General features: G+C 70.7%; 22 protein-coding genes. 14 read left to right on the top strand and 8 right to left on the bottom strand.

Annotated elements, in window-relative coordinates; all coding sequences use genetic code 11:
* Positions 1 to 1,168, top strand: a 1,168-nt coding sequence (locus tag Q0C41_RS21550) for an alpha/beta hydrolase family protein (RefSeq protein WP_291987369.1), incomplete at its 5' end; no start/stop codon positions are given.
* A 21-nt stretch (positions 1,169 to 1,189) separates the two neighbouring features.
* Here Q0C41_RS21550 and Q0C41_RS21545 read toward each other — a convergent pair.
* Together Q0C41_RS21545 and Q0C41_RS21540 are read right to left on the bottom strand one after the other, a co-directional pair.
* Positions 1,190 to 2,026: an MBL fold metallo-hydrolase gene (locus tag Q0C41_RS21545; protein ID WP_291987367.1), complete on the bottom strand. Its 837-nt coding sequence runs from the start codon at positions 2,024 to 2,026 to the stop codon at positions 1,190 to 1,192.
* The gene (locus tag Q0C41_RS21540; protein ID WP_291987365.1) at positions 2,023 to 3,057 is read right to left on the bottom strand and encodes a cobalamin-independent methionine synthase II family protein; all 1,035 of its coding nucleotides are present in this window, start codon (positions 3,055 to 3,057) and stop codon (positions 2,023 to 2,025) included. The genes Q0C41_RS21545 and Q0C41_RS21540 overlap by 4 nt, the downstream gene beginning before the upstream one ends.
* A gap of 56 nt (positions 3,058 to 3,113) precedes the next feature.
* On the opposite strand from Q0C41_RS21540, the gene Q0C41_RS21535 reads away from it, so the two are divergent.
* The 3 genes from Q0C41_RS21535 to Q0C41_RS21525 are packed head-to-tail and all read left to right on the top strand — an operon-like array spanning position 3,114 to position 5,571.
* Positions 3,114 to 3,896, top strand: a complete 783-nt coding sequence (locus tag Q0C41_RS21535; RefSeq protein ID WP_291987363.1) for an SDR family oxidoreductase — start codon at positions 3,114 to 3,116, stop codon at positions 3,894 to 3,896.
* Positions 3,893 to 4,789, top strand: a complete 897-nt coding sequence (locus Q0C41_RS21530; RefSeq protein ID WP_291987361.1) for an ROK family protein — start codon at positions 3,893 to 3,895, stop codon at positions 4,787 to 4,789. The genes Q0C41_RS21535 and Q0C41_RS21530 overlap by 4 nt, the downstream gene beginning before the upstream one ends.
* Positions 4,786 to 5,571, top strand: coding sequence for an SIS domain-containing protein (locus Q0C41_RS21525; protein ID WP_291987359.1), 786 nt, complete (start codon positions 4,786 to 4,788; stop codon positions 5,569 to 5,571). Before Q0C41_RS21530 ends, Q0C41_RS21525 begins: the two co-directional genes overlap by 4 nt.
* A gap of 1 nt (position 5,572) precedes the next feature.
* On the opposite strand, the gene Q0C41_RS21520 is transcribed toward Q0C41_RS21525, so the two are convergent.
* From Q0C41_RS21520 to Q0C41_RS21510, 3 genes are all read right to left on the bottom strand, one after another.
* Positions 5,573 to 8,896, bottom strand: a complete 3,324-nt coding sequence (locus Q0C41_RS21520; protein ID WP_291987357.1) for a PAS domain S-box protein — start codon at positions 8,894 to 8,896, stop codon at positions 5,573 to 5,575.
* Between the two features lie 104 nt (positions 8,897 to 9,000).
* Positions 9,001 to 9,474 carry a DUF5655 domain-containing protein gene (locus Q0C41_RS21515; protein WP_291987355.1) on the bottom strand — a complete coding sequence of 158 codons (474 nt, stop codon included), beginning with the start codon at positions 9,472 to 9,474 and terminating at the stop codon, positions 9,001 to 9,003.
* Positions 9,475 to 9,479: 5 nt separating this feature from the next.
* Positions 9,480 to 11,018 (bottom strand): aminotransferase class V-fold PLP-dependent enzyme, encoded by a 1,539-nt coding sequence (locus tag Q0C41_RS21510; protein WP_291987353.1) that lies wholly within the window; start codon positions 11,016 to 11,018, stop codon positions 9,480 to 9,482.
* A 129-nt stretch (positions 11,019 to 11,147) separates the two neighbouring features.
* On the opposite strand from Q0C41_RS21510, the gene Q0C41_RS21505 reads away from it, so the two are divergent.
* The 4 genes from Q0C41_RS21505 (at position 11,148) to Q0C41_RS21490 (ending at position 13,246) form a co-directional block, all read left to right on the top strand.
* Entirely contained in the window at positions 11,148 to 11,492 is a 345-nt protein-coding gene (locus Q0C41_RS21505) for a putative quinol monooxygenase (protein WP_367079289.1), read from the top strand.
* A gap of 116 nt (positions 11,493 to 11,608) precedes the next feature.
* A complete protein-coding gene (locus tag Q0C41_RS21500) occupies positions 11,609 to 12,310 on the top strand; it encodes a hypothetical protein (protein WP_291987349.1) in 702 nt (233 codons plus the stop codon).
* Positions 12,311 to 12,312: 2 nt separating this feature from the next.
* On the top strand, positions 12,313 to 12,780 hold the full coding sequence (locus Q0C41_RS21495) for a hypothetical protein (RefSeq protein WP_291987347.1): 468 nt from the start codon (positions 12,313 to 12,315) through the stop codon (positions 12,778 to 12,780).
* The gene (locus Q0C41_RS21490) at positions 12,770 to 13,246 is read left to right on the top strand and encodes a Rieske (2Fe-2S) protein (protein WP_291987345.1); all 477 of its coding nucleotides are present in this window, start codon (positions 12,770 to 12,772) and stop codon (positions 13,244 to 13,246) included. Before Q0C41_RS21495 ends, Q0C41_RS21490 begins: the two co-directional genes overlap by 11 nt.
* A 27-nt stretch (positions 13,247 to 13,273) precedes the next feature.
* Here the strand turns inward: Q0C41_RS21490 and Q0C41_RS21485 are convergent, their stop codons facing one another.
* The 3 genes from Q0C41_RS21485 to Q0C41_RS21475 are packed head-to-tail and all read right to left on the bottom strand — an operon-like array spanning position 13,274 to position 14,757.
* On the bottom strand, positions 13,274 to 13,537 hold the full coding sequence (locus Q0C41_RS21485) for a hypothetical protein (protein ID WP_291987343.1): 264 nt from the start codon (positions 13,535 to 13,537) through the stop codon (positions 13,274 to 13,276).
* 7 nt (positions 13,538 to 13,544) lie between these two features.
* On the bottom strand, positions 13,545 to 14,264 hold the full coding sequence (locus Q0C41_RS21480) for a VIT family protein (protein ID WP_291987341.1): 720 nt from the start codon (positions 14,262 to 14,264) through the stop codon (positions 13,545 to 13,547).
* Positions 14,254 to 14,757 carry a DUF2231 domain-containing protein gene (locus tag Q0C41_RS21475; RefSeq protein WP_291987339.1) on the bottom strand — a complete coding sequence of 168 codons (504 nt, stop codon included), beginning with the start codon at positions 14,755 to 14,757 and terminating at the stop codon, positions 14,254 to 14,256. Before Q0C41_RS21475 ends, Q0C41_RS21480 begins: the two co-directional genes overlap by 11 nt.
* 104 nt (positions 14,758 to 14,861) lie before the next feature.
* Between Q0C41_RS21475 and Q0C41_RS21470 the strand changes: the two genes are divergently transcribed.
* From Q0C41_RS21470 to Q0C41_RS21445, 6 genes are all read left to right on the top strand, one after another.
* Positions 14,862 to 15,425: a hypothetical protein gene (locus Q0C41_RS21470; protein WP_291987338.1), complete on the top strand. Its 564-nt coding sequence runs from the start codon at positions 14,862 to 14,864 to the stop codon at positions 15,423 to 15,425.
* A complete protein-coding gene (locus tag Q0C41_RS21465) occupies positions 15,425 to 15,880 on the top strand; it encodes an SgcJ/EcaC family oxidoreductase (RefSeq protein WP_291987336.1) in 456 nt (151 codons plus the stop codon). The genes Q0C41_RS21470 and Q0C41_RS21465 overlap by 1 nt, the downstream gene beginning before the upstream one ends.
* A 45-nt stretch (positions 15,881 to 15,925) precedes the next feature.
* Positions 15,926 to 16,564: a DUF305 domain-containing protein gene (locus Q0C41_RS21460; RefSeq protein ID WP_291987334.1), complete on the top strand. Its 639-nt coding sequence runs from the start codon at positions 15,926 to 15,928 to the stop codon at positions 16,562 to 16,564.
* A complete protein-coding gene (locus Q0C41_RS21455; RefSeq protein ID WP_291987332.1) occupies positions 16,561 to 18,429 on the top strand; it encodes a hypothetical protein in 1,869 nt (622 codons plus the stop codon). Before Q0C41_RS21460 ends, Q0C41_RS21455 begins: the two co-directional genes overlap by 4 nt.
* 92 nt (positions 18,430 to 18,521) lie before the next feature.
* Entirely contained in the window at positions 18,522 to 19,241 is a 720-nt protein-coding gene (locus tag Q0C41_RS21450) for a methyltransferase (protein ID WP_291987330.1), read from the top strand.
* Positions 19,232 to 19,445 (top strand): oxygenase MpaB family protein (locus Q0C41_RS21445; RefSeq protein WP_291987328.1); only part of this gene is annotated, 214 nt, incomplete at its 3' end. The genes Q0C41_RS21450 and Q0C41_RS21445, both read left to right, overlap by 10 nt.

Below are 19,445 nucleotides of genomic sequence, written 5' to 3'. Positions count from 1 at the left end.
ATCGGCCGCCCCGCGCGACCTGCCACGCAGCGTGCTGGCCGCACAGGCCGATCTCGGCTCGAACTTCGAGATCGTGCGCAGCCTGGACCCCGGGGCGGTGTACCCCGGCTCCTTCCTGTCCGGACGCTTCGACTCGCTCGAGGCCTTCACCACGCACGGCCGCGCTGCCATCCTGGACGCCTACGGCTACCGGCCTGAGCCGGTCGCGCCGGCCGCCGAGGTCGTCGACCGCCACGAGGGCCCCGACTTCATCCGCGAGAAGGTCGTGTTCTCCACGACGTCACGCTTCCGGGTCCCGGCATATGTCCACATCCCGAAGGGTCTGACCGGCCGCGCCCCCGCCATCGTCGACCTGCATTCGCACGGCGGGATGTTCCTCTTCGGCAAGGAGAAGGTCATCGACTTCGGGCGCAATCACCCCGCGATGACGACGTATCACGCGGGCAACTACGAGAGCCGCCCGACGGCCACGGCGCTGGTCCGACGCGGCTACGTCGTCATCACGATCGACGCGTTCATGTTCGGTGAACGGCGTGTGCTGATGGATGCCGATCTGGCCAGCGGCTGGGAGCGGTCGGCCTACAGCGTCGAGGACGTGACGAGACTCAACCGCATCTGCCAAAGCAAGGAGTCCACGCTGGCCAAGACGCTGACGGTGCTCGGCATGAGCTGGCCAGGCCTCGTGGCCTGGGACGACATGCGCACCGTGGACTACCTGATCTCGAGGCCGGAGGTCGATCCGGCCCGCATCGGCTGTGTCGGCGTCTCGTTCGGTGGATGGCGGTCGCTGTTCCTGTCGGCGCTGGACACGCGCATCGCCGCCGGCTGCGTCGTCGGCTTCATGTCGACCATCCGATCGATGCTGCGCCGGCACGTGGACACGCACTCGTGGGTCCACTTCGTCCCGGGGTTGCACCGCCACCTCGACCTGCCGGATGTCGTCAGCCTCAACGCGCCGCGTCCACTCCTCGTGCAGCAGTGCAGACGCGACGGCCTGTTCCCGCTGGACGGCATGCAGGCGGCGGTGAAGACGATCAGCGACGTCTACGCCCGGGCGGGCATCGCCGACCGGTTCACGAGCCGCTTCTACGACGTGCCGCACGAGTTCAACGTGCAGATGCAGGAGGACGCCTTCGCGTGGTTCGACGCCCGCCTGAAGGCCGGCTAGACGGATGAACCCAGCGACGCGCTACGTCGCGTCGAGGGCGGAGGAGTGCCACTGCTCGCCACAGCGCAGGACGTCGCCGCGCTGCCCGAGGGCCGCGCAGGCCGCGACGAACGTCGCCGGGTCCGCGGTGTTGAAGGTGAACATCTCGTAGTGGCAGGGAATGACGACGCGGGCCCCGATGTCACGTCCGAGCGTGGCGGCCTCGACGGCATCGAGATTGCCGGCGACGCGCCGCTCCGGGGCGCGCCCGTTGATCGGCAGCACGGCCACGTCGATGGCATGCGGACGCAGCAGGTCGGCCATGCCGTCGAAGCGCACCGTGTCGCCACTGTGGTACAGCGTCCACGCGCCACACCGCACGATGAAGCCGGCGTATTCGGGCGCCAGCGCCTCGTGCGCCGCAGGGACCGCCTCGATGCGGAACGGGCCCTGCTCGGTTGCCTGCCCCATTGCGAGTCCGACGGGCGTCGCCGGGTCGATGGCGAGCCGACTGGCGACGAACGCGCGGTTGGCCTCGGCAATCACCAGCGTGAGGCCGGGATTGGCGTGGAGGAGCGGTCTCAGGGTCTCGGCATCGAGGTGGTCGGTGTGGGTGTGGCTCGATGTCACCACGTCGATGAAGTCGAGCCGGGCCGGGTCGATGACGCGCTCGGTCATGCGGACATGTGGCGTGTCGGTGTTCGCGTACTTGACCGTGAGCGAGTCGGACAGATACGGGTCGAGCAGCAGATGGGCGCCGTCGAACTGCACCAGGACGCCGCTCTGGCCCAACCACCACAGGCGCAGGTGGCCGTCGCGGACGTCGGCGGCGCCGATGTCCAGCAGGAGGTCGTCGTCCTTCTGCACGGGGACGATCACGGCAGGCCCAGCTCCGCGCGCACACGACGCACGCCCTCGACCATGTTGGCCAGCTTGGGCCGTGCCGCCCACCGCGCCGTCTGACTGAGGCCGCAGTCGGGCGCGAAGGCCAGGCGTTCGGGCGGGGCGAACGTGAGACAGCGGCGGACGCGTGCCGCGACGTCCTCGGGCGTCTCGATGTAGTAGCTCTTGACGTCGATGATGCCCACCGCGACGTCCATGCGCCGGGCAATCGTGCCGATGATGTCGAGCTCGGCGAACTCCCGACTCGCCATCTCGACGTGCAGTTGGTCGACGTGCGCCTCGAGGAACGCCGGGAAGAGACAGGCGTAGCTGCGCGGCGCCACGGCCCGTCCCTTGAAGTTGCCGAAGCACAGGTGGGTCGACAGGCGCACGCGCCCGTGTACCGACGCCACCGTGTCGTTGAACAGCGCGACGAAGCGTGTGGGGTCTTCGCGGTGCGCATAGCAGCTCATCGACGGCTCGTCGAGGCAGATCTCCTCGCACCCTGCGGCGGCCAGTGCGGCCAGTTCGTCGCGCACGATGGGCACCAGGGCCTCGGCCACGGCCCAGCGATCGCGATAGCGCCCACCTGGCACGAGCCGCCCACTCAACGTGTACGGGCCAGGCACGCTCGCCTTCAGCCTGACGCCCGCTGGCGCCAGTCGGGTGAGGCGCCTGAAGTCGGCCACGGTGCCGAGTCCGCGCGGCGCGGCCAGGTCGCCGAGCACGGCGTGCTTGCCCCGCTGATCGTGCCCGGGCGGGCCGAACCGTCGTCGCGAGGGCGGCTCCGGGGCCAGGCCCTCGAGGAATCCGTAGAACGACAGGTTGAAGTCGAGCCGGGTCTGCTCGCCGTCGCTGATGGCGTCGAGGCCGGCGTCGACCTGGTCCTTCACCGCGATGGCCACGGCATCGTCCAGCATCTCGGCGATGTCGTCGGATCCGAACGCATCGAGGTGCCCGGTCGCGAACTCGAGCCAGGCCGGGAACGGGTAGCTGCCGATGACGGTCGTGCGCAGCGGCGTGGACATGCCCCGTAGTGTAGAAGCCTTTGACGTCGGTGGATCCCTGCTCCACACTGACGCGCATGCCAACGGGGCGCCTTGCCGGCGCGTCGATCGTGATCGTCGGCGGCACGTCCGGCATGGGGCTCTCGGCCGCGCTGGCCTGCGTGCGCGAAGGCGCACACGTCACCATCGCCGGACGAGACGACGACCACGCGGCGTCGGCGACGGCGCAACTCGGCGAGACGGTGCCCTGCGTGCGTGGCGACGCGGCCGCGCCGGATCTGGCGTCCAGGGTCCTGCGCGCGGCCGTCGGTCGCGTCGGTCGCGTCGACGGCGTCTTTCACGTGGCCGGTGGCAGCGGGCGGCGGTTCGGCGACGGTCCGCTCGATCAGATCACCGACGAGGGGTGGCAGCAGACGCTGGCGCTGAATCTCACGGCGCTCTTCCACACCAACCGCGCCGCCGCGCAGTACTTCCTTGGCGCCGGGCACGGCGGATCCGTCGTCAACATGGCCTCAGTGCTCGCCTACGCGCCCGCTCCGCTGCACTTCGCCACGCATGCCTACGCCGCGGCCAAGGCCGGCGTCATCGGCCTGACCACCAGCTGTGCCGCCTACTACGCGCCGCACGACATCAGGTTCAACGTCATCGCCCCGGCGCTCGTCGACACGCCGATGGCCCGCCGCGCCGCCGCCGATCCGACCATCACCTCCTACATCGGGCACAAGCAGCCGCTCGATGGCGGCCGTCTCGGCCGGCCCGAGGACGTCGACGGCGCGGTCGTGTACCTGCTCTCGACGGAGTCGCGCTTCGTGACCGGGCAGGTCCTCGCGGTCGACGGCGGCTGGGGTGTCAGCGCATGATCGGCCCGGCCATCGGCATCGACATCGGCGGCACCTTCACGAAGTTCGTCGCCCTCGACGAGGACGGCCGTGTGTTGCACCGCTGCCGCATCCCGACCGACGACACGGCGGCGAGTCAGTTGCCCGAGGATGTCCGCCGCGAGATCGATGCGATGGAGGTGCGACTCGGCGTCGCGTCGGCCATCGGCCTCGCATGCCCGGGCCTCGTGCGGCCCGAGGGCGACGCCGTCCACTGGATGAAGGGGCGCCTCGACGTCCTCGAGGGCCTCGACTGGACGCAGGCGCTCGACCGGCCCGATCCGGTGCGCGTGATCAACGACGCCCAGGCCGCGCTGGCCGGCGAATGCGCCATCGGCGCCGGACGCGGGTGTCGCGATGTCGTGATGCTCACCATCGGGACCGGCGTCGGCGGCGCCATCATGTGCGATGGCCGTCTGCTCCGTGGCCACGTCGGACGCGCCGGCCACCTGGGACACATCACCGTGCAGGCCCCCGGGCCGAAGGACATCGTCAACACACCGGGCAGTCTGGAGGATGCCATCGGCAACTGCACGGTCGCCGCCCGAAGCTTGGGGCGTTTCACCAGCACCGCCGATCTGGTGGCTGCGCACCTGGCCGGCGACGAAGCCGCCACGCGGGTCTGGGAGACCAGCGTCATGCTCCTCGGGGCCGGCATCGCCTCCATCGTCAACGCGGTCGATCCCTCGCGGGTGATTCTCGGCGGCGGCATCGCCTCGCACGCGGGCGAGGCCCTGCTGCGTCCGCTGCGGCAGTGGATGGACGAATACGAGTGGCGCCCGTGCGGGACGGGCGTCGAGATCGTGATCGCCGAGCTCGGCGAGGACGCGGGCGCCCTCGGCGCCGCGGTGCACGCACGGGAGCACAAGGCATGACGCCGTCCGCGCAGTACCTTCTGGCCTGCGAGGGCCTCGTCGATGTCGTTCGCCGTCAGCAGGCGTCGATCGCCACGGCGGCCGACTGGTTCGCCCGCACCATCCTGGCCGGGCGCATGGTGCACGTCTTCGGCTCCGGACACAGCCGCATCATGGTCGAGGAGATGTGGCCGCGGTACGGCTCCTTCCCCGGCTTCAACCCGATCGTCGAGCTCTCGCTGACGTTCCACAACCCGGTGGTCGGCGCCAACGGGCAGCGTCAGGCGATGTTCCTGGAGAACGTCTCCGGACTGGCGGCGCGCATCCTGCGCAACTTCGCGCTGGCCCCGGAGGACACGGCGCTCGTCATCAGCTCGAGCGGCTGCAACGTCGTGCCGATCGAGATGGCCGAGGAGTTCCGTCGGCGTGGCGTGCGCGTGGTGTCGATCATCAGCCGCGCCCACAGCGAAGCGAGCACGAGTCGACGCCCCGACGGACGGAAGCTGCAGGACTTCTCCGACCTGGTGCTCGACACCGGTGCGCCGATCGGCGACGCCATGGTGCAGGTCGCCGACCTCGACACGCCGGTGGCACCAGGCTCGACGGTCGGCGGGTGTCTACTGGTGAACTGCCTGAAGGCCGAGGTCGCGCACCGGCTGCACGAGGCCGGGCAGCCGCTGCGCGTGCTGACGGCCAGCGCGCTCGTGGGCGGAGATCGGGCGACCGACCTGTTCGAGTCGGCGTACGACGAGCATGCCCACCGGCTGGCGAAGCTGTTCGCCACCGTGGGGCCGACCGGGTGACTCAGGCGTCGAGGACGTCGCGCACCTTGCGCGCGAGGACCATGGGCGTGAACGGCTTCTGCAGGAAGGCGTCGGTGGCCGTCTCGACGCCGCGTCGCAGCACCGCATCGTCGGTGTAGCCGCTCATGTAGAGGACCCGCAGGCCCGGGCGCCCCGCTCGCAACGTGCTCGCGAGCTGGTGCCCGCTCACACCCGGCATCACGACATCCGTGATCAGCAGATCGATGTGCTCGCTCGACGACTGCGCGAACGCCTCGGCGGCCCTCGGCGAGGCCGCCTCGTGCACCGTGTAGCCCTGCGCCTGCAGCACCAGCCGGGTCAGCTGACGCACGCCGGGCTCGTCCTCGACGACGAGCAGGGTCTCCTGGCCACGCGGCGCAGGCAGGGCGGCGGCGCCGCTCTGCGCGACGACGTCCGCATGCTCGACGGCCGGCAGCAGCACGTGGAACGACGTGCCGGCGTCGACCGCGCTGTTCACGGCCACGGTGCCACCCGCCTGACCGACGATGCCGTAGACGGTGGCGAGCCCGAGCCCCGTGCCCTGGCCGACGCCCTTGGTGGTGTAGAACGGCTCGAAGATGTGCGCCTTGACGGCATCCGGCATGCCGGCGCCCGTGTCGGCCACGGTCAGGCGCACGTAAGTGCCGGCCGGCACCTCCGCCACGGTGCCGCGCCCGCCCCCCGCCAGCACGTGGGACGACGTCGCGATGCGCAGCACGCCGCCCGTGGGCATGGCATCGCGGGCGTTGACCACGAGGTTGACCAGCACCTGATCGAGCTGACTGGGATCGATCCGCACCGGCGGCAGTGACGACGCGAGGTCGGTGATGAGGCGGATGTCCTCGCCGATGAGCGGACCGAGCATGCGCGTGGCGTTCATCGCCACCGTGTTGATGTCGAGGATTCTCGGCTCGACCATCGCCTTGCGGCCGAACGCGAGCAGCTGGGCCGTCAGTGCGGCCGCGCGGTCGCCGGCATCATGGATGGCCTGCAGCGGCTCGCGCTGGGCCTCCTGCACCGTCGGCGCGCCCAGCAGCAGGAGGGCATGGCCGTTGATGATCGTCAGCAGGTTGTTGAAGTTGTGCGCCACGCCGCCGGCGAGGCGGCCGATGGCTTCGATCTTCTGCGACTGCTGCAGCTGCTCGCCGAGTCGCTTCTCCTCGGTGATGTCACGGATGAAGCCGCGGAACTGCCGCTGCTCGGGCAGCGGCACGACGATCCACGAGAACCAACGCCAGTCACCGTCGCGGGTGCGGCAGCGATGCTCGAAGACCTGTGCGGCCTCGCCGCGGACCAGCGTGGCCTGGACCTCGCGCGCGTGGTCGCGGTCGTCGGGATGGACGAAGTCGATCCACGACTGATCGAGCAGTTCCGCTTCGGTCCAGCCGAGGCGCGCCGTCCACGCCGGGTTCACCTGCTGCAGGCGGCCGTCGACGCCGGCGATGCAGAGCGGATCAGGCGACTGGTTCCAGAGCTGATCGCGCTCGGTCTGTGCCCGCCGCCACGCGGTGATGTCGGTGGAGATGCCGCACACGGCGTAGGGCTGGCCGTCGGCGCGGAAGAGCGGGAACCGGAGCGAGAGGAAGGTCGCCGACGTCCCGTCCGGCAACGTCACGTCGTCCTGGGCCTGTATGGGGCGCAGCGTGGCGAGGACGCGCTCATGGGCCCGGTCGAAACTGCTGGCCGTGTCGGTCGGGGCGATCGCGTGACTGGTCTGTGCGATCAGCTCCTCGGGCCGGCGCCCTGCCAACCTGGCGAACGCCTGATTGACGAACGTGTAGCGTCCCTCGAGATCCTTCAGGAAGATCACCGCCGGGGAGCCGTCGAGCACGCTGCGGAACCGCACCTCGCTCTCGCGCAGGGCTTCCTCGGTCCGCTTGCGCTCGGTGATGTCCTGTCCGGTGCCCTCGACACGAAGGAGGGCGCCAGCACCGTCGCGGATCGCCCGGGCACGGCTGTCGATCCAGCGCACGGCGCCGTCCCGCGCGACGACGCGGACGTCGCGGGCAAAGCCGTCGCTCCCGTGCTGAAGTGCGGCGATGTCGGCCTGCACCAGCGGCAGGTCGTCCGGGTGCACCAGCGACAGGTAACCCTCGTGGCTCGCCAACACGTCGGGGCCGACGCCGAACTGCCTGCGGATGGCGTCCGACCACCAGACGCGCCCACTCGAAGGCTCCCACGACCAGCTGCCGAGGCTGGTCGCGTCCTGCGCGGCTGCGAGCCGCGCCTCACTCTCCCGCAGCTCGGTCTCGGCGCGTCTGCGTTCGGTGATGTCGCGCAGGACCGCACAGAAGCGTCCCGAGTTCGGCAGGGTGGCGACGGTCACCTCGACCGGCCACACCGTCCCGTCCTTGCGCACGTGCAGCGTCTCGAAGCGATCGGTACCCGCAAGACGGATCCGCTCGACGCGGCGCAGGACGTCCTCGTGTGACTCGATCTGCTCGAGGTCGCTGATGCGCAGGTCGAGCAGCTCCGCCCGTGTGTACCCGGACAGCCGCGCGTAGACCTCGTTGACCTCGAGAATGCGACCCTCGAAATCGGTCACCCAGTAGCCATCGCCCGTGGTCTCGATGGTGGCGCGGTGGTCGGCCTCGCGTTCGGCCAGCGCCTGCTCGGCAGCCTTGCGCGGGCGAATGTCGTGGCCGATGGCCAGGAGTCCGGTCATCCGCCCCTGGGCGTCGATCAGCGCCCGGGCCCGGGTGGCCAGCCAGACCCTCGATCCGTCCTTGTGGGTGGCCTCGTACTCGTCCTCCCACTCGCCCCCCGCGGCGAGCGAGGGCATCAGCCTCTCCATCAGCGCCCGTCGATCGTCGGGGAGGTTGATGAACAACGGCTGTCCGATGCGTTCCTCGGGCTGGTAGCCGAGCAATGCCGTGGCGCCCTCGTTCCAGTACGTCACGATGCCCTGGAGGTCGGTGCTCACCACCATGTCCCGGATGACCGTCAGGAGCAGCGCCTGCAGCTCCGCCGAGAGCGGCGCCGCCGGCGGGGCCGGCAGCGCGCGACGACACTGGAGCAGGTACCCCTCGGCGGCCCTCTGCAGCGTGACCAGCACCCGCACGCGCGTGCCGACGACGTTGTGGATCTCGGTGTCCGAGGGAGCGCCGGGGCGATCGGCGAGCGCCGGCAGGTCGAGGAACGTGCCGTCCGGCGTCTCGAGCACACGGCTGAGCGGCTGCCCGATGGCCGCCTCTGGCGACATCCCGCTGAGCGCCGCCGCGCCGGCGTTCCACGAGCGCACGACACCCTCGGCGTCCAGCGCGACGAACGCGGTGTCGGTCACCGCCTCGACGGCCTGCGCAAAGGCGCGGAGGTCCAGCGTCATTCCGAACGAGGAGGGCATGGGCGAGCGGGCGCTCCGAGTGGGGGAGTATCGGAGTCCTGATTATATAGACGAGATTCAGCCACTAACCTTGGACAGGTCGTCCTTCAGCGCTTCTTGGCCGCGCGTCGCACTCGGGCCTCCGTCGGCGCGGGCGCCGGCATCGAGTCGACGTACGCGTAGGCCTCGGCGAGCCAGTCCGTGATCGGCGCCTCGACCTCGTCGCGGTGGGTCACGCGCAGGAGGTTGGCCACCTTCGTGCGGGACACGCGATCGGATCGCCGCACCTGCGGCCCGGTGATCTCGCGCCCGAGGAAGAGGCAGACATCCAGCCACCGGCGTCGTGGTCGCACGAAGGCATAGCAGACGCGCCTCGCGAACATGATCGAGTGGTGCGACGCGTAGATGCGTTGATCGCCGAGGTCGACCGCGGCCTCGCGCAGGCGCTCGAAGGCGTCCCTCAGGGGTTCGTCGAGATCTCGCGTGAGGACGGCCTCGGTCGTGGTCCAGCAGTCGTGAACCTCGCCCGCGGCGATCCACTGCCGGCAGTGGTAGCACTCACGCCCGTCCGCCCCGTCCATCTCCGCTATCTCCGCGTGTCGCGCCGGCGCGCGGCGTGCAGTTCATGGCCGACGCGGGCCACGATCGCCGGGAGCGCATCCACGTCGGCCTCGGTCGTATTGATGTTGACGATGCAGGCGCGCAGCAGATAGCGGCCGTGGACGACGGCGTTGGAGACGAAGGCCTCTCCCGATCGCTGCAGCCGTTCGAGCAGGGCCTCGTTCAGCTCATCGAGGTAGCTCTCGGTCGCGGCCGTGCCCAGACGGCCGCGCACGTCCGGCGGCACGAAACGGAACGTCGCGATGCTGAGGCCGAGCGTGCGAGCGTCGAGGTCCGGGTGTGCGTCGACCGCCGCGAACAGTCGTGCCGCCAGGGCACAGTCGTCGGCAATCATCCGCCGGTAGCCGTCGGCGCCGGCGTGCTGCAGCGCCAGCCACACCTTCAGCGCCCGGAAGCCACGCGAGTTCTGTGGTCCGAGGTCCACGTAGTTCGTCCCGCCCCCATCGTCGAAGTGGTAGTAAGCGGGGTGATAGGCGAAGGCTCGCCGCAGGACGTCGGCGTCGCGCGCCAGCAGGCAGCCGGCCTCGAGCGGCGCATACAGCCACTTGTGCGGATCGACGGCCACCGAATCGGCCAGGTGCAGCGCTCGCAGGTCGGCCGGGGCGTCCGGCCAGGTGGCGGCCAGGGCGCCATACGCCCCATCGACGTGGAACCACACGTCGGCCTCGCGGCAGATGGCGGCGATCTCGTGCAGCGGATCGACCACGCCGGTGCTGACCGAGCCTGCAGTACCCACCACGAGCATGGGGACGTCGCCAGCCGCACGGTCGGTCTCGATGGCGTGACGAAGGGCCCGCGTCTCGAGCCGCAGCGCGTCGTCGGTGGGAATCCAGCGGATGGCCTCGGTGCCGAGTCCGGACAGGTCGGCGGCCTTCTGCACCCAGGTGTGGGTCTCGGCCGACGCATACACGCGCAGTCGCGGGGCCCCGGGTCCGCCGACGCCCGCCTCGCGGACTCGCCAGGCGTCGCCGGCCGCGGCGCGTGCGGCGTAGAACCCGACGAAGTTGGCCATGTTGCCCCCGCTGACGAACAGGCCGCTGCCGTGTTCCCGATAGCCGAGCAGCTGCGAGATCCAGCGGACGGCCTGTCCCTCGATCTCGCTGGCCATCGGCGACAGCCGCCAGGCGCCGACGTTGGGATTGACGGCGGACGCCAGGAGATCGCCCAGGACGCCGATGGGGGCCGGTGAGGCGGTGATGTAGCCGAAGAAGCGCGGATGGCCGTTGAACAGCGAGTGCTCGGTGAGCAGCTCGACGGCGCGCGTCAGCAGGTCGGCGGCGGGGGCGCCGGTGTCGGGCAGGGCGCGATCGGCGTCGAGCACGGCGCGCACCTCGGCTGGCGTCTCTCCGGTGGTCACCGGGCGTGACGGCAGCGTCTCGAGGAAGGTCGCCAGACGATCGACGAGCGCATGGCCGAGGGCCCGGAACTCGGCGGCGTCCATGGCAAGCGCGGACTGACGAACGGACGGCGCGGCGACGGGGCCAGGGGCGTGCGTGGGATCCATGTGACGGGTGCCCTCGAGCGGGCGCGTTGACGGCCAGCATCGCACAGGAGTCCAGCGTGCGGGCCCGTGTGCTACCGTCCGCCGATGCCGCCCTCAGCCCGTCGCGAGTTCCTGCGCGCCGCAGGAGGGATGTTCCTGGCAGGCGTGGGCCAGCAGGAGACGACCATGTACGGACTGATTGGCAAGATGACGACCACGCCCGGGGCGCGCGATGCGCTCGTCGTGCTGCTGCTCGAGGGCACCACCGCCATGCCGGGATGCCTCAGCTACATCGTCGCGCACGATCGCGCCGACACCGACGCGATCTGGATCACGGAGGTGTGGGACAGCGAGGCCAGCCACAGGAATTCGCTGCAGTTGCCTGCGGTGCAGGCCGCGATTGCGAAGGCGCGGCCGCTCATCGCCGGCTTCAGCGATCGCGTCGAGACGGTGCCCGTGGGTGGGGTCGGTCTCGTCGGCGCGCGCGGCGCCTGAGCCCGCCTCTCATCGGAGCCTCATCCCGGCTGTCTACGATGGCGGAGTCGCGCGACCACGGACCGTGCCGCGCGGTCGGCGACCACGTCTCGTCGCTGCAGCGAAAGGACCAGCCGATGCGCCTCCTCGCCCTCCCCGTCGCATGCGTCGTCGTCTTCGGGGGCGCGACTCGTGCGGCCGCGCAGGTGCCGCTCACCTCGATCGGCGAGCCCGCCATTCCGTTGCGCGCGGTGCCGTTCGTGACGACGCCCGTCGAGGCCGACGTCCCGGGCGAGGCCACGTCCGTGGGCGCGACGGCCGAGGCGGTGCTGCCCATGCTGGCCGACCCGGCCGCGCTCCTGCCCCTCGATGGCCAGCCCGCGCCGGTGGCGACCGCGCCGGCGCCGACGCTCGCGTTCGAGTACAGCGAGGGATACCGGCAGCGCGCCAGGATTCACAAGATCGCCAGCCTTGCCACCATCCCGATCTTCGCCACCGAGGCCATCGTCGGGCAGTCGTTGTACACGAACCCCACCAGTGGCAAGCGGTCGCTGCACAGCGGGGTCTCGGCGGCGCTCGGCGGCCTCTTTGCCGTCAACACGGTGACGGGCGTGTGGAATCTGCTCGAGGCGCGCAAGGATCCGCACTTCGGCCGGAAGAAGTGGGCACACGCGCTGATGATGCTCGGCGCCGACGTGGGCTTCGTGGCCACCGCAGCGCTCGCGCCCGAGAGCGAGCACGGCGAATCCAGTTCGTCGCGAGGGGCGCATCGGGCCGTGGCGTTCAGTGCCATCGCCCTGTCCACCACGAGCTATCTGATCATGCTGTTCGGGGACTAGCCGTGGCCATCCGTGAACTCGCCGAGGCCTGGGCCTCGCTGTACGCCAACTCGGTCGCACTGCGCAGTGCCGTGTCGTTCGCGCACGTGGGTGGGCTGCTCACCGGCGGCGGCGCTGCCATCACCACGGACCTGGCGATCCTCGGCCTGATCGGGCCCGACCGCCGGACGTCCCGCGAGACCTCCCGCGTGCACCGCGTGGTCGTCGGCAGTCTCGTGGTCGTGATCGCCAGTGGTCTGCTGCTCCTGCTGAAGGACCTCGATGCGCTGATCGAGTCGCGTCCCTTCTGGATCAAGATGGCCTTGTTCGCCGCCCTTCTCGTCAACGGCGGGCTGATGCTGCGCGTCGAGTCGCGCGCGTCGGCCATCGACGCGGCGCTGGGCCCGCGGCTGCGGGCGGCAGCGCTCGCCAGCCTCGTCCTCTGGCTGGCCACGACCCTTGCCGGAGCGGTGGTGCCCAATGCCCTGTGACCGCACGTCGCGCCGCGGCTTCCTCCAGCAGGGCGCGTGCGGCATGTTCACGATGGCGGCGCTCGGGCTGCCCGGCAGCGTCTCGGCGCTGCCCGTGACCGAGATCGAGGCGCAGGCCTCCGGGGGCGAGCGTCGCTATCCCCTTCCGACGGTCGACGGCGTCAGCATCGATCGTCAGGCGCAGGTGATCATCGTGCGGCACGCGGGCAAGGTGTACGCGATGTCACTCGTGTGCCCGCACGAGAACGCGGCGGTGCGCTGGTTGCCGAAAGACGGACGTTTCCAGTGCTCGAAGCACACGTCGCGCTACACGCCCGAGGGCACGTTCACCTCGGGCCGCGCGACGCGCCACATGGACCGCTTCCCCGTGCGCAGGGACGGCGCGCAGGTGGTCGTCTCCGTCGATCGCGTCTTCCAGTCCGATCGCAATCCCGAGGGCTGGACCGCCGCCGCCGTCGTGGTCTGACGGCCGGCGATCGTGATGCGCCGTGGGTCAGTCGCGGCCCATCACGTCGGCGAAGTCGGGGAAGTACTGCTCGATGACGGGCAGATCGAAGCGGGCGAGGATCGACGTGCGTGGTTCCCGCGCCAGCAGGAAGGCAAAGGCGGCCTCGAGCAGCTCTTCCGGCGTGGCGCCGGGCGCGTAGCGATCCACATCGCTGGGCATCACCGTGACCAGGTGGGTGCTGCTGCCCTCATCGTCCGAGACCACCACCCGGAAGGTGGTACCCGACTCGTGCGAGACGTCGATCGCCATCCCCGGGCTATACCACGGCGCCGAACCACGCGCCCACCAGCGCCGTGACGCCCATGGCGAGGGCGCCCCAGAACGCCACACGCACCGCACCAGTCACGGGTGAGGCCCCGCCCACCTGCGCGGCCACGGCGCCGAGGAGGACGAGGCTGGCGAGCGACGCGCCCGAGACCCACGGCACCAGCCCCGCGTCGGGCACCACGAGCGCCACCACGAGCGGCAAGGCGGCGCCGACGGCAAACGTCGCGGCCGAGGTGACCGCGGCCTGGAGCGGCCGGGCCGCCGTCTCGGCCGAGAGCCCGAGCTCGTCTCGGGCATGCGCGCCGATGGCGTCGTGCGCCATCAGTTGCTGCGCGACCGTTCGCGCCAGATCCGGTGTGAGTCCGCGCGCCACGTAGATGGCGGCGAGCTCCTCGGTCTCCAGGTCCGGCGTCGTGGACAGCTCACGCCGCTCCCTGTCCATGTCCGCCCGCTCCGTATCGGCCTGCGAACTGACCGAGACGTACTCGCCGGCGGCCATCGACAAGGCTCCGGCCACCAGCCCGGCCACACCGGCCACCAGCACGTCCTGGCGCGTGGCGGCCGCCGCCGCGACGCCGACCACCAGGCTGGCCGTGGAGACGATGCCGTCGTTGGCACCGAGCACCGCGGCGCGCAGCCAGCCGATGTGCTCGGTGCGGTGTCGCTCGCGGTGGGCAGGCGCCACCGCCGGAGGGAGGTCAGTCGTCATGGTGAGGGGGAGTCAGCCGTGTCGTTGCGGCGGGGGACCCGCCGGCCGCAGCGACGTGCGGTGCCGCTGCTCCGTGAACGTACACCAGTTGGCCTCCGGCGTGGCCGACCCGCAGCGCCAGGCCGGCGACGAGCACCGTGCCGAGCATCGCGGCGGCGGCGCCTGTCGTCTTCGCGGGGGGCCACGGCGCGAACACGAGCAGCGACAGGGCGAGGACCGCACCGGTCGCGATGACGAACTGTTCCGCGAAGGCCTCGTGCTGGTGCAGCGGAGCGGACGCCACGACACGTTCCGCCATGTCTTCGTCGCGCTCACCGCTCTTCAGGGCCACGACCCCGGAGGCCAGCAGCAGGGCCTGCAGCACGACCACCGCCGACCAGCCGGCACGCCCTATCCGTGCACGCCAGAGCAGCCAGCCTGCGACGATGGCGACGACGGGCATCAGCATGGCGAGACCGAGGGGAAGATGAACGAGCGCAGGGTGAAGCGGCATGAGCGTGAGCCTCCGGACGGGGTGCGTCATCAGCGACGCATGTCACCCCTGACGACGGCGGGACGCCCTGTGGCACCACACGTTTGTATGATGCGGACAACTCCATGCACATCAGCGACTTGCGAGAGGATGTTCGACGCCGTCTCCCGGAGCGTCACGCCCAGGTGGCGTCTGGTCTCTTCGCCGCCATCGCGGTGCTGATGGCGGTCGACCTCGGGGGTGACGCTGGCACCGGGGCGGAATTGCTGCACCTGCTGGTCGAGGCGCTCACGATGGTGCTCGCCCTGGCCGGCGTTGGCGCCCTCTGGCAAGGCTGGCGCCGCGCGAAGGCCAGAGCTGAGCAACTGCACGTCGATCTGGTGGTGGCCCAGGACGAGGCGCGCCGCTACCGTGACGATGCCGGGCATCTGCTGCGCGGTCTGGGCGAGGCCATCGATCGGCAGTTCGCACGATGGGCGCTGACGCCGGCAGAGCGGGAAGTCGGCCTGCTCATGCTGAAGGGCCTCAGCCACCGGGAGGTGGCCGGCGTACGATCGACAGCCGAGATCACCGTGCGTCAACAAGCGCTGGCGGTCTACCGGAAGTCCGGCCTGAGGAACCGAGCCGAGCTCTCGGCCTACTTCCTCGAAGATCTGCTGCTACCTCACGAAAGTGCAGGACCTGCATGATGCGTCGACCCACGATCATGGCCCTTGCCACGGTGTTCGCGTGCACGCTCCTGGCGACCGACGTCCCGGCACAGGGCCGCGCCGCCGACACGAAGGCCGTCAAGGCGCTGGTCGCCACGTACGTCGAGGTGCGCGAGCAGCGTGACGCTGCCGCCCTGGCCCGGCTGTTCGTGGACGATGCCGATCAGCTCGTGTCCTCGGGTGAGTGGCGCCGCGGGCGCGACGCCGTGGTGAGCGGCGGCCTCAGCTCGTCGGCGCGCAACAGTGGCGCGCGCTCCATCGAGGTCGAGACCGTCCGCTTCCTGGCGACGGATGTGGCCCTGGCCGACGGGCGCTACGAGATCGCCGGCGCGGCCGGCGCTCCGCCGCGCCGCATGTGGACGGCGTTCGTGCTGGTGCGCCGCGATGGCGACTGGCGCATCAGCGCCATTCGGAACATGCGCCCGGCGGAGTAGGCGGGCGGCAGTCAGCGCGCACCGGGTTGTGTGATGATCTCCGCCGTGCGCAGACCTGTGTTCGGCCCCGCCCTCGTCCTGGCGGCCGTCGCGTCGATGGGGACGACGCTGGCGGCTCAACCGCCGCGTCTCGTTCAACCGGGCGCGCCAGGCCAACCGACGCGCGACATCACGGCCGCGGAGGCCACCGACACCTCGGGTGTGCGCCACGGGGCGGCCGACACCCGCTTCATGCAGGGGATGATCGGTCACCACGCGCAGGCGCTCGAGATGGTGGCCCTGGTCGGAGACCGCAGCGCCAGCGCCGACCTGAAGAAGCTGGCCCTGCGCATCGATGTGTCGCAGCGCGACGAGATGCAGATGATGCGCGAGTGGCTCACCGCCCGCGGGGAGGCGCTGCCCGATCCGCACGCCCATCACATGGCGCACGGGCAGATGCCCGGCATGCTCACCGCGGCGCAGATGGCCGGGCTGACGGCGGCGCGCGGTGCGGCGTTCGACCGGCTCTTTCTCGAGGGCATGATCCAGCACCACGAGGGCGCCCTCACGATGGTCACGGAACTGTTGGCCACCCCCGGCGCCGCCCAGGAGCCGGAGCTGTTCGATTTCGCCTCGGATGTCGAGGCCGATCAGGCGATTGAGATCGCGCGGATGCGCGCGATGCTGAAGGAGCTCGGGAAATGACGCGTCTTGTTCGATTCTTGGCTGCCCCGGCCGTCGTGGCGGCCCTTGCCGTGCCTGCGGGCGCGCAGACGGCCACCACCCCATCGACCACCACGCCCGATCCGCGTGTCGGCCTCAAGGCGGGCATCCGCGACCCGGGTGTCGCCGCGCGTGGCATCGCACTGCTGGCGAACCTGCCCAAACCCGACGGCTTCTTCGATCCGAAGTATCCCGCCGGTGAGCCGAACCCGCAGATGACCGCGGCCGAGAAGAAGGAGGAAGACGGCGATGCCAGCGGCGCCAAGCCGACGCCTCCCGCCGACGCGAAACCCGCGACCCCGGCGCGTCCACCCTGGGGTGGCCTCAATTTCGCCAACTCCGATCTCGCCTTCAGCGGCAACCACCTGTTCGTCGGCAACTTCAGCGGGTTCAACATCTACGACATCAGCGATCCGACGAAGCCGGCGCTGCTGACCTCGGTGGTGTGTCCCGGAGGACAGGGCGACGTGTCGGTGCACGGCAGCCTCCTGTTCATGTCGGTCGAGCAGACGCGCGGGCGTCTCGATTGCGGCGTGGCCGGCGTCGAGGATCCTGTGAGCAAGGACCGCTTCCGCGGCGTCCGTATCTTCGACATCACCGACATCCGGACGCCGAAGCAGGTGGCCGCCGTGCAGACCTGCCGCGGGTCGCACACCCACACGCTGGTGACCGATCCGAAGGACCCGGCCCACATCTACGTCTACGGATCGGGCACCTCGAGCGCGCGGTCGGCCGAGGAGCTCGCCGGCTGTTCCGGCAAGGATCCGAAGGAGGATCCGCAGACGGCGCTGTTCAGCATCGACGTCATCAAGGTGCCGGTGGCGCGGCCGCAGGAGGCGAAGATCGTCGCGCGCCCGCGCATCTTCGCCGACGAGAAGACCGGCAACATCGCCGGCCTCTGGGCCGGTGGCGACCACGGGCCGGGCACCCAGAAGACCTCGGTGACCAACCAGTGCCACGACATCACGGTCTTCCCGGCGGTCGGTCTGGCCGCCGGCGCCTGCTCGGGCAACGGCATCCTGCTCGACATCGCCGACCCGGCCAACCCGAAGCGCCTCGACTCCGTCGGTGACAAGAACTTCGCCTACTGGCATTCGGCGACGTTCAACAACGACGGGACGAAGGTCGTCTTCACCGACGAGTGGGGCGGCGGCATGCGTCCGCGCTGCCTCGCCACCGACCAGCCGACCTGGGGCGCCAACGCCATCTTCGACATCGTCGATCGCACGCTGCAGTTCAAGAGCTACTTCAAGCTGCCGGCGCCGCAGACGGCGACCGAGAACTGCGTGGCGCACAACGGTTCGCTGGTGCCGGTGCCGGGGCGCGACCTGATGGTGCAGGCGTGGTACCAGGGCGGCATCTCGGTGATGGACTTCACCGACTCGGCCAACCCGAAGGAGGTCGCCTTCTTCGATCGCGGCCCGCTCGATGCCGAGAAGCTGATCACCGGCGGGTACTGGTCGGCGTACTGGTACAACGGCCATGTCTTCGGATCGGAGATGTCGCGCGGCCTCGACGTGCTCGCCCTGACCCCGAGTGACCTGCTGACGCAGAACGAGCTGAATGCGGCCAAGGCCGTCACGGCGACGGCCTTCAACGTCCAGCACCAGGACCCGGTGACCTTCGCGCCGAGCCGTGCGGTCGCGCTGGCGTACGTCGACCAGCTCGTGCGGTCGGGGGCCGTGCCCGCCGACCGATCGGAGTTGCTGAAGGGCGCCATCGGCGCCGGCGACGCCGCCCAGCTCTCGATGATCGCGACGCGCATCGGCGAGCGCGCCGCCAGCCTCGCCGGCCCGGATGCGGCGCGCATGAAGGCGCTGTCGCAGCTGCTGACGTCGATTCGCTAGGGTAGGGCCGGCTCTCCGAGCCGGCCGTTCACCACAGGCGTGACGGACCGCTCGGAGAGCGGTCCCTACCCACGCCACCCTACCGAGTTCACATGTTCTCTCACGGCTCGAAGGCACGGCTCACCGAGAAGGACGTCGGCCGGTTTCCCGGCGACACGCTGTTCGACCGCCTCGGTCGCACGGTGTGTCGCGCCGGTGTCCTGCCGCGCAAGGAGCTCTACGAGGCCTGGGAGGTCGCGCGACGCACGCGGCGCCTGTTCCGCGGTGGACGCGTGATGGACCTCGCCGCAGGCCACGGCCTGCTGGCCCACGTCCTGCTCCTGCTCGACGACGCGTCGCCACGCGCCGTCGCCCTCGACACACACCTGCCGCCGTCGGCCGCCCGCCTGCACGAGGTGCTGGTCGACGCCTGGCCGCGTCTTCGCGACCGCGTCGCGCTCGTCACCTCGCCGCTGGACGATGTCTCGCTGCACGAGGACGACCTCGTGGTCGCGAGTCACGCGTGCGGGGCCCTCACCGACGTCGTCCTCGGCCACGCGATCAGCGCCGCCGCGCGCGTGGCCGTGTTGCCCTGCTGCCACGACGTCGAGACGTGCGACCCCGGTCCGCTCACGGGCTGGCTGGACGCGGCGCTGGCCATCGACGTCCGCCGGGTCACGGCGCTCGAGCGCGCCGGCTATCGCGTCTGGGCCCAGCGCATCCCCGCCGCCATCACGCCGAAGAATCGGCTGCTGCTCGGCGCACCGAGCGGGCGCGCGCCCGAGCCTTCGTCACCCCGCCCCGTCACCACGGACGTCGCGCCATGTCGATGACGGTGGCCGAGCGCATCAACGCCGAGCGCTTCGTCCTGGCCGGCTGGAGCCGCGCCATCCTGCTGCAGCTCGCCCATCCGCTCGTGGCGCAGGGCGTGGCCGAGCACAGCACGTTTCGCGGCGGGCTCTTCACCGCCGCGGTGCGGCTGCACCACACCGTCGCCGCCATGCGCCGGCTCACCTTCGGGCCGGCTGAGGCCTCCC

The sequence above is a fragment of the Luteitalea sp. genome, from assembly GCF_022842525.1.
Classification (GTDB): domain Bacteria; phylum Acidobacteriota; class Vicinamibacteria; order Vicinamibacterales; family Vicinamibacteraceae; genus Luteitalea.
The sequence above is the reverse complement of the archived record's forward strand: the minus strand, read 5'-3'. Positions and strand labels throughout refer to the sequence as shown.

Bases quoted from the DNA above. Each gene is read 5' to 3' on its own strand.
- Q0C41_RS21540 (WP_291987365.1), bottom strand. From the start codon at position 3,057: ATGTCCACGCCGCTGCGCACGACCGTCATCGGCAGCTACCCGTTCCCG.
- Q0C41_RS21535 (WP_291987363.1), top strand. From the start codon at position 3,114: ATGCCAACGGGGCGCCTTGCCGGCGCGTCGATCGTGATCGTCGGCGGC.
- Q0C41_RS21530 (WP_291987361.1), top strand. From the start codon at position 3,893: ATGATCGGCCCGGCCATCGGCATCGACATCGGCGGCACCTTCACGAAG.
- Q0C41_RS21525 (WP_291987359.1), top strand. From the start codon at position 4,786: ATGACGCCGTCCGCGCAGTACCTTCTGGCCTGCGAGGGCCTCGTCGAT.
- Q0C41_RS21520 (WP_291987357.1), bottom strand. From the start codon at position 8,896: ATGACGCTGGACCTCCGCGCCTTTGCGCAGGCCGTCGAGGCGGTGACC.
- Q0C41_RS21515 (WP_291987355.1), bottom strand. From the start codon at position 9,474: ATGGACGGGGCGGACGGGCGTGAGTGCTACCACTGCCGGCAGTGGATC.
- Q0C41_RS21510 (WP_291987353.1), bottom strand. From the start codon at position 11,018: ATGGATCCCACGCACGCCCCTGGCCCCGTCGCCGCGCCGTCCGTTCGT.
- Q0C41_RS21505 (WP_367079289.1), top strand. From the start codon at position 11,148: ATGTTCCTGGCAGGCGTGGGCCAGCAGGAGACGACCATGTACGGACTG.
- Q0C41_RS21500 (WP_291987349.1), top strand. From the start codon at position 11,609: ATGCGCCTCCTCGCCCTCCCCGTCGCATGCGTCGTCGTCTTCGGGGGC.
- Q0C41_RS21490 (WP_291987345.1), top strand. From the start codon at position 12,770: ATGCCCTGTGACCGCACGTCGCGCCGCGGCTTCCTCCAGCAGGGCGCG.
- Q0C41_RS21485 (WP_291987343.1), bottom strand. From the start codon at position 13,537: ATGGCGATCGACGTCTCGCACGAGTCGGGTACCACCTTCCGGGTGGTG.
- Q0C41_RS21480 (WP_291987341.1), bottom strand. From the start codon at position 14,264: ATGACGACTGACCTCCCTCCGGCGGTGGCGCCTGCCCACCGCGAGCGA.
- Q0C41_RS21475 (WP_291987339.1), bottom strand. From the start codon at position 14,757: ATGCCGCTTCACCCTGCGCTCGTTCATCTTCCCCTCGGTCTCGCCATG.
- Q0C41_RS21470 (WP_291987338.1), top strand. From the start codon at position 14,862: ATGCACATCAGCGACTTGCGAGAGGATGTTCGACGCCGTCTCCCGGAG.
- Q0C41_RS21465 (WP_291987336.1), top strand. From the start codon at position 15,425: ATGCGTCGACCCACGATCATGGCCCTTGCCACGGTGTTCGCGTGCACG.
- Q0C41_RS21455 (WP_291987332.1), top strand. From the start codon at position 16,561: ATGACGCGTCTTGTTCGATTCTTGGCTGCCCCGGCCGTCGTGGCGGCC.
- Q0C41_RS21450 (WP_291987330.1), top strand. From the start codon at position 18,522: ATGTTCTCTCACGGCTCGAAGGCACGGCTCACCGAGAAGGACGTCGGC.